This is a genomic window from Streptomyces sp. NPDC007991 (assembly GCF_042958445.1).
In the GTDB taxonomy this organism is placed as follows: domain Bacteria; phylum Actinomycetota; class Actinomycetes; order Streptomycetales; family Streptomycetaceae; genus Streptomyces.
On the sequence record NZ_JBIBJD010000009.1, the window covers coordinates 19,420 to 31,633 of the forward strand.

At 69.6% G+C, this 12,214-nt stretch carries 10 protein-coding genes and 1 pseudogene; 4 read left to right on the plus strand and 7 right to left on the minus strand.

The window, feature by feature from the left end; translation table 11 throughout:
- Positions 1-591: 591 nt before the first annotated feature.
- The 7 genes and pseudogenes from ACFZDA_RS25440 to ACFZDA_RS25470 all read right to left on the minus strand — a co-directional run bounded on the left by ACFZDA_RS25440 (position 592) and on the right by ACFZDA_RS25470 (position 7,627).
- Entirely contained in the window at positions 592-2,391 is a 1,800-nt protein-coding gene (locus ACFZDA_RS25440) for an ABC transporter transmembrane domain-containing protein (protein ID WP_391085774.1), read from the minus strand.
- A gap of 201 nt (positions 2,392-2,592) precedes the next feature.
- On the minus strand, positions 2,593-2,814 hold the full coding sequence (locus tag ACFZDA_RS25445) for a hypothetical protein (protein ID WP_391085775.1): 222 nt from the start codon (positions 2,812-2,814) through the stop codon (positions 2,593-2,595).
- A gap of 117 nt (positions 2,815-2,931) precedes the next feature.
- Complete coding sequence (locus ACFZDA_RS25450) at positions 2,932-3,336, minus strand: cation:proton antiporter (RefSeq protein ID WP_391085777.1); 405 nt, start codon at positions 3,334-3,336, stop codon at positions 2,932-2,934.
- A gap of 124 nt (positions 3,337-3,460) precedes the next feature.
- Positions 3,461-3,880, minus strand: a pseudogene (locus ACFZDA_RS25455) (cation:proton antiporter); the annotation flags it as partial.
- Between the two features lie 272 nt (positions 3,881-4,152).
- Entirely contained in the window at positions 4,153-4,629 is a 477-nt protein-coding gene (locus tag ACFZDA_RS25460) for an NlpC/P60 family protein (RefSeq protein WP_391085779.1), read from the minus strand.
- Positions 4,630-4,671: 42 nt separating this feature from the next.
- Positions 4,672-5,946: a DUF418 domain-containing protein gene (locus ACFZDA_RS25465; protein ID WP_391085781.1), complete on the minus strand. Its 1,275-nt coding sequence runs from the start codon at positions 5,944-5,946 to the stop codon at positions 4,672-4,674.
- Positions 5,947-6,604: 658 nt separating this feature from the next.
- Complete coding sequence (locus tag ACFZDA_RS25470; protein WP_391085783.1) at positions 6,605-7,627, minus strand: substrate-binding domain-containing protein; 1,023 nt, start codon at positions 7,625-7,627, stop codon at positions 6,605-6,607.
- A 493-nt stretch (positions 7,628-8,120) separates the two neighbouring features.
- On the opposite strand from ACFZDA_RS25470, the gene ACFZDA_RS25475 reads away from it, so the two are divergent.
- From ACFZDA_RS25475 to ACFZDA_RS25490, 4 genes are all read left to right on the plus strand, one after another.
- The gene (locus tag ACFZDA_RS25475) at positions 8,121-9,389 is read left to right on the plus strand and encodes an extracellular solute-binding protein (protein ID WP_391085785.1); all 1,269 of its coding nucleotides are present in this window, start codon (positions 8,121-8,123) and stop codon (positions 9,387-9,389) included.
- Between the two features lie 91 nt (positions 9,390-9,480).
- Positions 9,481-10,353, plus strand: coding sequence for an ABC transporter permease subunit (locus ACFZDA_RS25480; RefSeq protein ID WP_391085787.1), 873 nt, complete (start codon positions 9,481-9,483; stop codon positions 10,351-10,353).
- 12 nt (positions 10,354-10,365) lie between these two features.
- Entirely contained in the window at positions 10,366-11,202 is an 837-nt protein-coding gene (locus ACFZDA_RS25485) for an ABC transporter permease subunit (protein ID WP_391085789.1), read from the plus strand.
- A 115-nt stretch (positions 11,203-11,317) separates the two neighbouring features.
- Positions 11,318-12,175, plus strand: coding sequence for a family 43 glycosylhydrolase (locus tag ACFZDA_RS25490; RefSeq protein ID WP_391085791.1), 858 nt, complete (start codon positions 11,318-11,320; stop codon positions 12,173-12,175).
- The last annotated feature ends 39 nt before the right edge of the window (positions 12,176-12,214 follow it).

Here is a 12,214-nt window from a genome sequence, read left to right on the forward strand (position 1 = left end):
GCCCGGGAGCGAGGACCGGTGCGGGTCAGGACACAGCGGCCGCCGGTGTGACTCACAGGCGAACGCCCCAGGCGAACGTGACCCGGCCGTCGGGACACCCGCCGACTCCCGTCCGTGCGCGGCTGAGTATCTCCAGTGCTCGGTGGAGGATGCTCTTCAGCCTCCGCTTCGTGTGCGCGCCACCACTCGGTCCTCAGGTCGGTTGATGCCCGGCCGGGTCGCCTTGATGGTGTGCCGGGTGCCGACGGCGCCGAGCGGTGCGGGGATCGTGCTCGCGTGCTCAGCCAGGGCGCTCGATGGCCTGGAGGAGGTCCGCGAAGGGGATGCAGGTCGCCGGTTCGCCGATGACCGTCTTGATCCACGCGTCGGCTGCTGCCGCCGATGCCGGTGCGCATCTGGTCGAGCGGGCGGCCATCCGGCCTGCTCAGCGGACCTGCTTGCCCGTGGCCGTGCGCACGGGCATGGGGACTCCCGGGCAAGGGACGGACTGGGCGGGCAGCGAACCACCGCAGCCGGCTGCCCCGCCGAACGGCGGGGCCAGCCGGTGGACGAGGGCCGACGGCACCGGCGGGCCCACGGGTCAGGCCCGTCTCACCCGCGTCCCGCCGAGGTCAGGAGCTGCGTCGCCGCGAGCTGCGCGTACAGCTCGTCCTTGGCCACCAGTTCCTCGTGGGTGCCGACCGCGCGGACCCTGCCCGCGTCCATGACGACGATGCGGTCGGCGTCCGTGACCGTCGACAGCCGGTGGGCCACCACCAGCACGGTCGTCTCGCGTGCCGTCTCGGCGATGACGTCCCTCAGTGCCAGCTCGTTGACGGCGTCGAGCTGCGAGGTCGCCTCGTCCAGGAGCAGCAGCCGGGGCCTGCGCAGCAGCGCGCGGGCGATCGCGACGCGCTGACGCTCGCCGCCGGACAGTTTCGTGCCGCGGTGCCCGACCGGGGTGTCCAGGCCGTGCGGGAGACGCTCGACGAGGGCGTCGAGCCTGGTCCGGGTGAGGACCTCGCGAATGTCGTCGTCGGTCGCGCCGGGCGCGGCGAAGACCAGGTTCTCCCGCAGCGTGCCGGCCAGCACCGGCGCGTCCTGCTCGACGTACCCGATGACGGACCGCAGCTCGGACAGCGGCCACTTCGTCACGTCCTTGCCGTCGACCAGGACACGGCCGCCGGTCGCCTCGTAGAACCGCTCGACGAGCGCGAAGACCGTCGACTTGCCCGCGCCCGAGGGGCCGACGAACGCCGTCATCCCGCCACCCGGCACCTCGAAGTCCACCCGCCGGTGGATGTCCGGCAACCCGGGCCCGTACCGGAAGGACACCTCCTCGAAGCGAACCGACGCCGCACGCGGCCGCACCGCCTCGGTCGCCGCGGGCTGCACCGGCCGGTGCCGGTCCTGCGGCTCCGTCGCCAGGCCGTCCACCTGCACGATCCGGGCGATCGCGGCCGCGCCCTCCTGGTAGTGGGACGCTGCCTCGACCAGCTGGTACACCGGCTCCATCAGGAAGAAGAGGTACAGCAGGAACGCGATCAGGGTGGACACGGGCATGTCCCCGGACGCCACCCGCGCCCCGCCGACGGCGAGACACGCGAGGAACGCCAGCTCGACGGCGAGGTTGTCCGCCGAACCCAGCACGGCCTCCCACTTCGCGCTGCGCACCCCGTGACGCCACGCCCTGCGCGCCGCCGCCTCGACGCGAGCGGTCTCCCGCTGCTCGGCGCCGGACGCCTTCACCGTACGGAAGGCGCCGAAGACCCGCTCCAGGCCCGTGGACATCTCCCCGACAGCCGCCTGCGCACGCTCGGCGGCCTGCCCGATCTTCGGCATCACCAGCACGGCACCCACACCGACGACCGCGACCACGCCGAGCGTGACGCCCAGCAGGACGGCATCGAGGAACGCCATCACCACGACCGCCGCGACCAGTGTCACCGCCCCCGTCGCCGCGGAGACCACCGCCTGGGTGCTGACCGCCCGCAACAGCGTGGTGTCGGAGGTCACCCGGGACATCAGGTCGCCCGGCTGCATCCGGTCCACCTCCGCGAGGCGCAGCCGCAGCAACCGTCCGATGAGGCTGCGACGGGCGGCGAGCACCACCGACTCCGCCGTCCGTTCCAGCACATAGGCACCGAAGGCCTCGGCCACCATGCTCAGCAGGACCAGAACGGTCATGGCCAGCAGGATGGTGCCGATCGTGCCACCGGACGAGAGCCGGTCGACCAGCGCCTTCGTGGCCAGGGGCTGGAGCAGCCCGCCGGCGGCCCCTGCCAGCGCCAACAGCAGGCCGAGTACGACGGCCCACCGGTGCGGGCGGACATACCCGTACAGCGCCTTGAGCGTCTCGCTGGTGCGCAGGGACTCGGCACCCGTCGCCTCCGGGGCGGATGCGGTGTTCACAGAATTCCTTTCCTACGTGGTCGGCCGCGCAGCGCGTCAGCGGGTGCGGGCACCGGCCGGGCGGGGGCCTGTCATCGCGGAGTTCAGGGCGTACGACGGCCAGGCAGAAAGGTTCAGCTTGGCGGGGGGTGCACCCGACGAACGCCGGATCGTCGGACCCCTCAGGGACCCCCTGGGCGGATGTGCTCGCCGATCGCCGGCTCAGTGGACCAGTGAGGCCGCCCGCGTGGCGAAGATGTGCGCCCCTGCCTCGTAGAGGTCAGGACGGACGACGAACAGGACACCGGCGCCCGCCACGAGCGTCAGGCCGAGAAGTTCCAGCAACCCGCCTCTGCCAGGTGTGACGTCACGGCCTGGCACGTCGATGTCGGCCGACGTCCCGTGGGTGGTCTCGGGCTCCTTGTCACGGACGTGCTGTGTCATGCCTCCAGCCTGGGCGCCCGGCCGCTCTCCGCACATCCGGCGACTGTCGGGTGCACCCCCGCCGAGTGGCTGGAGAAGACCAGCCTGGGGTGGGAGCCGCCAGGGCCGCCAGGCGCATCAACTCCGCTTGGCGATGACTTGTGACTCCGGCTCGTCGGTCCCCGGGGAGCCAGGGCAGCCGGCAGCCGACGGGGGCGGGCCGGTCAGGGACCGGGCGATGACCACCGAGCCGCCGCCGTGGAGCAGCACGCTGCCGAGCACCGTCAGGGTCATGGCGTACAGGGCGGTGTCGGCGTACCGCCCGTCGGGCAGAGCGTTGAACGCGAGCAGGCCGAACACGATGGAGGTGGTGCCACGTGGTCCGAGCGCGCCGACCATGAGCCGTTCCCGCCAGGTGAACGTCGAGCCGAGGAAGGCCAGCATGATCGGAAGGATGCGCACGACGGTGGGCCAGTGGACACCCTCCTCCATGGCGAGCACCACGGCGTTGCCGAAGAAGAACCACATGCACATCGTCGCCATCGAGTTGGTGTCCTCGATGAGCTGGAAGTCCGATGCGTGGGGAGCCGAAGCGCACCGGCGCCTGCCGGACGTAGCGGAACGCGATCCCGCACACGAACGAGGCCACGAAGCCGTTGCCGTCCATCGCCGTGGTCACGGTGTAGGCGAGCAGCGGTGTGACCAGTACGACGATCCGCCGGGACCGCTCCGTCATCCACTCCGCGCGATCGGCCAGGTTGATCAGCCACGCCACCAGCGCCCCCACCACGAAGCCGGCCACGAGGGCCTTCAGCGAGAACGGCAAGGCCGTGCCGAGGGCCTGCGCGGGCGTCCGGGTGACGGAGTCGGTGCCGACGAGGATCAGTGCGAACAGGAAGAGGGCCGAGACGATGCCGTCGTTGTAGCCGCTCTCCACGTTGAGCACACTGCGCACCCTCGCCGGGATACGCCGGTCGCGCACCAGCGTCTCGGCCGGGGCGAAGTCGGTCGGGACGACGATGCACGCGATGAGCAGCAGCAGCGCCACCGGCAGCCCGGGCAGCAGCAGCGTTCCCAGCAGCACCATCGTGATCAGGCTCAACGGCAGGGCCACCAGCAGTGCCCGCGCGAGGGGGCCCGCACATGCCGTTGCTCCAGCCGACCGGCGACCAGTGACCACCCGGCCACCACCGTGGTGATCACAATCAGGACAGAGATCATGTGCATCCGCTTCAGAACTCGGAACAGACCGGCGGCCGCCGCGCCGGGGCCTCGACGAGGGCGTCCACCGTCTGCCGACGCCGGCACGGGCAGAAGCTACAGCGGACGAGGCCCGGCGAACAGCACCGGCCCTTACGGTCAGAGGCGGCGGGCCGCGCGCAGCCCCTGTGCGTAGTAGCCGCCACCGTCGAGCCGTGAAGTGCCGCCCTTGTCGCCCATGGTGGGGCCGCCCGCGTTCTTCCGGCTGGAGATGAAGCGCGGGTGGTCGGCGGTGTCCTGGCCGAGGTAGATACCGACGTGGCCGATCCGTCCGCCGGGCAGCTCTTTTGTTCTGAAGAAGACCAGGTCGCCGGGCTGGAGCTGCTGGATGGTGTCGAGACCGCCGAAGAAGAAGGCCCGCCAGCTGGTGGCCATCGACCGGATCGCCGAGCCGTAGTAGGGGTGGATCGCGGCGTGCCCCATGCCCCAGGCGTAGAGCAGTGCGGCGACACCCAGCACCGCGGCCAGCGCCGGGCGTTCCCAGCGCGCCGGAGCCCGCGGCCGGTCGGCGCGGTGGTGCGATTCCCGGCGCAGGCCATGGGAGCCGGTGCTCCGGGCGGTGGGGATGGTGGCCATGGCGAAGGTCCTCGGAGTCAGGGTTGCGGCGGAACGGCAGGCTCAGCGGACGGAATACGCCAGTTTGGTGGCCTTGTTGAGCAGGTACTCCAGCGGTCCGCGGCGGAAGAAGCGAGACCAGACCGCCGCGAACACGGTGGCCCCGACGATGAAACAGAGCAGCAGCGCGACGGAGGCGGACTGCGGTGGGGTGGCCGCTTCGCCGGGCAGGGCGAGGATCACCAGGATGTGGCCCACGTACAGGGTCAAGGACATGGTGCCGACGGCGATGATCGGAGTTGCGAGCCGACGCAGCCGCGACAGTCGGTCCAGGGCCACCGTCAGGCACAGGAGCACGGTGATCGCGATCCCCAGGCTGCCGATGAGGTCGAACGTGGAACCGCTGTGCGGCTCGGCTGCCAGTAGCCCCCATGCGTCGGGGCCCCACAGCCCACCACCGACCGGCGCGTCGAAGGAGCCCGATGCCATGCCGGGGTCCTTCATGGCACCGGGGTCCTTCATGGCGGGCATCCCGGCCATGATGTTCTGAGCGCCGCCGGTCAGCCGGAGCACCAGCCACGAGACGCCGTATCCGAACGCGATCAGCGCGGGACCCACCACGGCCAGCCGCCGCCGCACCGCACCGGAGCTCAGATCCAGTCGGCCGAGCGTCATGCCGGTGACCACGAACGTCATCCAGGTGATCGCCGGGTAGAGGCCGGTGAGCAGGAGATCGAGCACGCCCACGCCGGAGATGCGCGCGATCGGGTCGTACGAGTCGATGCTGTGCACGACCGACTCGCTGAGCAGCGCCCGGATCGCATACGCCACCTGCGGCGTGACGACCGCGAGCGTCACCGCGACGATCGCGAGCGTCCTGGCCCGCAGCCGCAGCAGGGGCAAGGCCAACAGGAAGTACACCGCGTAGAAGTTGAGGATCCCGGCGCCGCCGAAGTTGGTCATCGCCAACGCGCTGCCCAGCACCAGCAGGATCACGGCCCGGATCACGATCCGGGCCCTCGCCTGCCGGCCGGCCAGTCCGGTCTTCGGCTCGAGGCGGCCCGCGATCAGCATCAGCGAGAACCCGGCGAGGGTGGCGAACAGTGCCGACGCCCGGCCGCTCGCCAGCTCCAGGAACCAGTCGCCGACGCCGCCGCCTGGCGTGGGGGCGGGGCCGACATGCACGGCGAACATTCCGAACACGGCCAGTGCACGGGCGAGGTCCACCCCGACCAGCCGCGCCACCGGCGCGGGGCGTTCCGTCGCCGTGGCGGACCCGAGTGAGGGTGAGGGTGAGGGCCGACGATGCGTCTTCTTGGCGCTTTCGATCTCGGTCACCAGGACAACCCTGCCGAGGCGGGGAGCGGTCGACCATCCGCCGGGCTTCGGGAGGTTCCCCGCCGGTCGGCCGACCGGCCCCCTCCGATTGGCGGGGGCCGGTCTCGGCCGTACACGAACGCCGGTGGCCGCCGGGCTGGTCGCCGGGATGCCGCCGGGTCGGCAGGCTCACCACGCCCACGCTCTCGACGTAGCGTCCGTTCCGGGCGCTGTTGCCGGATCTGCCATCGCAACCGCCTCTCCGGATCAGTCCGGCAGGCGATGCCCGCTGGTCGGTGCGAAGCGCCGCGCGCCGAATGGCTCAGCCGCTGGGGGGTCGCGTGCCCAGAGCGTGCCCGTAGGCATGGACAACCACGGTCAACAGCGGTGCGAACGGGCCCCGCGCAACGGTACCGGCACGGCGAATCCGCAGGTCAGCGGCCATTCGGCCGCCCAAGCGCCGTCGCTTCCCAAGCTGAGAGCGCGAGTTCGATTCTCGTCACCCGCTCCATGCGAAACCCCCAGGTCAGAGACCCGGGGGTTCTTTGTTTCCAGACCGGTGGGCCGACCGCGCACCACAACCGCGCCATGACTGACTTCGGCGAAAACCACCACCATCCACCTCCCCGGCCCCTTCTCTCAAGGGCGCGCAGGAGGAGTCGGTGCGGCATCGCGCGGATCACGCCGCGCCGTCGCGGGGCGGCGGGGCAGTCGAGTTGCGTACCACGAGTTCGGTGCCCACCTCCATGTGCTCCATGAGCAACCGTTGTCCCTCGATGAGGGACAGCAGTGCGCGGGCCGCCTTCTGGCCCATGTCGTGCAGCGGCTGACGCACGGTGGTCAGGCCGGGAAAACTCTGTGCCGCCTGCGGGAGGTCGTCGAAGCCGACGACGGAGAAGTCGGTGGGCACGTTGAGGCCGCGCGCCCGGGCAGCGTCGACGGCGCCGAGCGCCATCAGGTCGGCACCGGCGACGACCGCCGTCGGACTGTGATCGTCGATCAGACGAGCCGTGGTGCGGAAGCCGCAGGCATAGGAGAAGTCGCACGAGGCGACCAGCCGCTCGTCGACCTCCAGTCCGGCGAGCCGCATCGCGTCCTCGAAGCCCTGGAAGCGGATGGACGTGCTTTCCAGATCCTCCTCACCGCGGAGGTAGGCGATCCGGGTGTGGCCCAGGTCGATGAGGTGCTGCGTGCCCTGACGCATGCCGTGGTAGTTGTCGACGCTCAGCCGGGGCAGCGGTACATCCAGGTGCCGAGGGTCGATGATGACGCAGGGCATTTTCTGCCGGCGCAGCAGTTCGACCGTCTCGTCCTCCAGGACCGGCGCGATCATGAGCACGCCGTCGACGAGGCCACGTGCCAGGAACTCGATCCGGTCCTTTTCCCGCACCGCGTCGTGGTAGGTGGCGTTGACGAGCAGTTCCTGCTCGGCACTGGCCAGTTCGTCGGCGACGCCGCGCAGGATTTCCAGACCGTACTGACTGGTCAGGTCCAGCGCTATGAGGCCGATGAGCCCGCTGCGGCCGGCCTTGAGGTTGCGGGCCGAGACGTTCGGCCGGTAGCCGAGTCGCGCGGCCACCTCCATGACACGGCGTCGGGTCTCCTCGGAGGCCCCCGGCTTGCCATTGATGACATTGGACACGGTCATCGCGGAGACGCCGGCCTCCTCGGCCACTTGCGCGATCGTCGCCCGCCCTGCCACCCGAACTCCTTCTGTCTGCCGACTTCGGTCGAGCCGGGTCCCCTCGTCGAACCCCAGCGGGCGCCACCCGTCGGTGCCCGCGCCCCGCGGCGCGAAGCCCGCTGGGTGGAGCCAGAAGGGCGCGGATCCGCACCCTTCCCCATGAACACACGCCAGGAAACTGTAACGATAAGGCGGCAGGCGCGTCAACGAAACCGCCCATCGGCGCCTGGTTCAAGCCTGACATAGCGGCTGCAATCGGGGTGTTCAACCCACCCCTCCAGGGATCGCGACCACGCCAACCGAGCCAACCGGCCACGGAAAGTTACGTATAGATGTCAGTTAAGTTTTGCGTTACAGTCCCCGCAATCGGCATGAACGATCGCCGCGAAATCGGGTCGACCGGTCCCTTTCCGTATGTGTCAGCACTTCCCCGACACGGAAACCGACCAGCCCGTTCAAACCCCTTCAGAGATGACAAGTCGGTCCGTACCGACGATGGGTGAGGTGTGCAATGAAGCGCTCTGGGAGACGTCTCGCGGTCGCCACCACGGTCGCCGCCATGGCGATGTCGCTGGCCGCGTGCGGAGGCGGGTCGGCCGGTGCCTCCAAGGACGGCAAGGTGACCATCCACGTGCAGGCGTGGAAGGGCGGCGGCGCGGAGCCCGCCAACGTCGCGGAGATCAACAAGGCGTTCGAGAGAGCCCACCCGAACATCAAGGTCGACTTCGAGTACATCACCGCGAACGACACCTACGTCCAAAAGCTCCAGCCGGAGCTGCTCGGCGGCAAGGCCGGCGACGTGATCATGGTCGACACGGACAAGATGAAGAAGTGGGGCGCCTCCGGCTATCTCGCCGACCTGTCCGGGGAGTCGTGGGCGAGCCGGATAGCCCCCGACGCCAAGCCCTTCGCGCAGGCCGACGGCAAGACCCTCGCGATGCCGATGGAGCTGATCGGCATCGGCCTGTACGCCAACACGGACCTGCTGAAGAAGGCGGGCATCACCGAAGTCCCCGCCGACTGGCCGACGTTCCTCGCGGACCTCGCCAAGGTCAAGAAGGCCGGCATCGACCCCATCGCGCTGCCCGACAAGAGCGGATGGACCGGCAGCTCCGTCTTCCAGGCGAGCGGTTCGACCACCGTCTACCAGAAGAACAAGCAGTGGGACGCCGACTTCCTCGACGGCAAGGCGTCGTTCAACCCCGACTGGAAGTCGTCGCTGGAGCAGTTGAAGACCCTGGAGGACAAGGGGTACGTCAACTGGAAGAACCAGCTCGGCATCGACGAGTGGGCACAGGGTCCGCAGGACTTCAGCGCCGGCAAGAGCGCCTTCTGGTACCAGGGCGCATGGCAAATCTCCAACATCAAGAAGGCCGGCTTCCCGGTCTCCTTCGCTCCCTGGCCGGGCGGCGCCGAGGGCACCAAGCCCAACAGCATGCTGTTCGCCGGCACGATGTGGGGCGTCAACTCCCAGTCGCAGCAGGGTGACGCGGCACGCGAGTACGTCAAATTCTGGTCGCAGAACGAGAACCTCGCCAAGTTCCTGGAGGCCGAGAACGCGGAGTCTCCGTTCACGGACGGCACCACGCCGGAAGCCACCGAGACGACGGCCTTCACCACGGCCTTCAAGGACGGCCGTTACCGGATCCTCCCGTCCAACTCCTGGTACGCCGCGGCCGCAGAGACCGAGACCGGCTCCAAGATCCAGGCCTACCTGCTGGGCAAGGCGTCCGCCGCACAGACGCTGAAGGACATCCAGACCGCGGCGTCCGCCAAGTAACCGGCCACCCCTGGTCAGCCGTGGTGGGAGCGCGATCGGCGGCTCGCGACCGCCCCCCACCACGGCCCGTCCGGGCAAGAGGAGGACCCCCGTGTTCCACCGACGGCGTGCCACCATGGCCGCCTTCCTGCTTCCGGCGATCGTCATATACGGCGTGTTCATGCTGTATCCGCTGGCCTGCGGCGTCTATCTGAGCATGACCGACAGCCTCGGCGGACCGATCGCCAACTTCGTCGGCACGGAGCAGTACCGTGCCATGGCCGACGATCCGAAGGTCACCGCCGCCCTGTGGCACACCGTGCTGTACGCGGCGGTCGTCGTGGTCGCACAGAACGCCCTCGGCCTGCTCTTCGCGAGCCTGCTCTTCCGCCGGCCCAAGGTGCGCAAGACGCTCAGCGTGGTGCTGCTGACCCCCACGCTCGTCTCCCCGGTGATGGCGGCCTTCATCTGGTCGTACCTGTTCGCCCCGGAGGGCGGCATCAACGCGCTGCTCGGCGTGTTCGGGCTCGACTCGCTGCAGCACGTCTGGCTCGGGGACACCTCCACCGCCCTGTACGCGGTCGCCGCCGTCAACGTCTGGATGTTCGCGGGCTACTCCTGCGCCATCTTCCTCGCCGGCTACATGAGCGTGCCCACCGAACTGCTCGACGCGGCCGCGGTGGACGGCGCGAGCGGCTGGCAGCGATTCCGCAGCGTGGAGTGGCCGATGCTGGCTCCCGCGCTGACCGTGAACGTCACGCTCAGCCTCATCGGCTCGCTCAAGGTCTTCGAGTTCCCCCTCGTCCTCACCAACGGCGGCCCGGCCGGTGCCACGGACACCCTGACCATGCTCGTCTACCGGAACGTCTTCGGCGGCGGGAAGTTCGCCTTCGGCATCGCGGTCTCGGTCCTGCTCCTGGTGACCGTGGTCGTCCTGTCCAGCGCCACCTCCTCCCTGCTCCGGCTTCGCGAGCGACGAATCTGACGGACGGCAACCATGATCTCCACCCTCTGGCGCCGGACCTCCGGCACCCTCGGCACCGTGCTGCTGTGTCTCGGCACGCTGACGTTCGTCCTGCCGTTCCTCTTCACCGTCGTGACCTCGCTGCGCACCGCGGCGGATGTGGCGAGGTCCCCGCTGGGCTTCCCGCACTCCCTGACCCTGCACAACTTCACCGAGGCCTTCGGGCAGATCCACTACGGGCGCAGCGCGCTGAACACACTGCTCATCACGGGTCTGTCGTGTCTCAGCATCACCGTCATCGGCTCCCTGGCCAGCTACCCGCTGGCCCGCATCACCCAGAACTGGTCGACCTGGGTGTACCGGTTGTTCATCCTGGGCACCTCGGTACCGATCTTCGTGGTGGTGGCGCCCCTGTACCTGCTGATGCGGGACCTGAACCTGCTCGACAGCTACGGGGGAGTGGTCATCATCTACACGGCCATCAACCTCCCGGTCGCCGTGTTCTTCTACACCAGCTTCGTCCGCTCGATCCCCGTCGACCTGGAAGAGGCCGCCGCCCTGGACGGCTGCGGAGCGTTCCGCACCTTCTTCGTCATCATCCTGCCGCTGCTGCGCCCGATCACCAGCACGCTGCTGACCTTCGTCGCCCTCCAGGTCTGGAACGACCTGCTGGTTCCGCTGGTCTTCCTGCAGGATCCCGACAAACGCACCGTCATGGTGAACGCCTACTCCTTCATCGACCCGCACACCGTGCAGCCGACGACCCTGTTCCCGGCCGCCCTGCTCGGAGTGCTCCCGCTGCTGCTGATCTTCGTCTTCCTGCAACGGCACGTGGTCGCCGGGATGTCGGCCGGCGCCGTCAAGTCGTAGAGCCGGGCCAGGCCGCCGAGGCCCGAACACGAACACCGTCACCGTCCAGGGCACCCCCATGCCCCGACACCCGGCATCCCCGCCGTCCCGAACATCCCGGAAGGACCATCCACCGATGTACGTGGTCTCATACTTCACCGACACCGACGAGGCGCTCCACCTCGCCTACAGCCACGACGGTGAGGAGTTCTCGACGGTGAACGGCGGCCGGCCCGTCCTACGGGGCACGGTCGGCACCGGCAGACTGCGGGATCCGTTCATCGGGGTGGGCCCCGACGGCCTGTTCCATCTGCTGGCCACCGACGGCTGGACGAGCCCCTGCATCGTCCACGCCACCTCGCCTGACCTGCTCACCTGGTCGGAACAGCGGCTCATCCCGGTCATGGCCGACGTCAACGGAGCCCACAACGCCTGGGCCCCGGAGTTCTTCCTGGACCGCGCTACCGGGCTGTACCACCTCATCTGGTCGTCGGTCGTCGAGTCCGGGAGCACGGCTGAGGGCCGCGACTTCGAACATGTCGGCCAGGACCACCGCATCTGGCACTGCACCACCGAGGACTTCAGCACGTTCTCGGCCCCCGACGTCTTCTTCGACCCCGGTCACTCCGTCATCGACGCCACCGTGCGGCAGCTGGACGACGGCGGGTTCCTCATGGCCTTCAAGGACGAGCGAGGCACCAACGACCTCGCCACCGCGCACAAGGACATCCACCTGACCGCCTTCGAAACCCCCGGCGGTCCGTACGCCGCCGGCACCGGCCCGGTCACCCCCTCGGTGGTGGAGGGGCCGTCGATCTTCCGGCGCGGGGACGAGCTGGTCATGATCTTCGACCACTACCTCGAAGGGCGGTACGGGGCGGCTCGCAGCAAGGACGGCGTGGACTGGGAGCCCGTCTCCCTGGCGCTGCCGCCGGGCATGCGCCACGCCTCCGTCCTCGAGACGCCGCTCCCGGCCTCGATCCCGCCGCGCTGAAGTCCCCCACAGATTCCGGACGTGCCCGCTTCGGCCGAC

Coding starts and splice junctions, on each gene's coding strand:
- ACFZDA_RS25485 (WP_391085789.1), top strand. CDS start 10,366: ATGATCTCCACCCTCTGGCGCCGGACCTCCGGCACCCTCGGCACCGTG.
- ACFZDA_RS25445 (WP_391085775.1), bottom strand. CDS start 2,814: ATGACACAGCACGTCCGTGACAAGGAGCCCGAGACCACCCACGGGACG.
- ACFZDA_RS25475 (WP_391085785.1), top strand. CDS start 8,121: ATGAAGCGCTCTGGGAGACGTCTCGCGGTCGCCACCACGGTCGCCGCC.
- ACFZDA_RS25460 (WP_391085779.1), bottom strand. CDS start 4,629: ATGGCCACCATCCCCACCGCCCGGAGCACCGGCTCCCATGGCCTGCGC.
- ACFZDA_RS25450 (WP_391085777.1), bottom strand. CDS start 3,336: ATGGCGACGATGTGCATGTGGTTCTTCTTCGGCAACGCCGTGGTGCTC.
- ACFZDA_RS25490 (WP_391085791.1), top strand. CDS start 11,318: ATGTACGTGGTCTCATACTTCACCGACACCGACGAGGCGCTCCACCTC.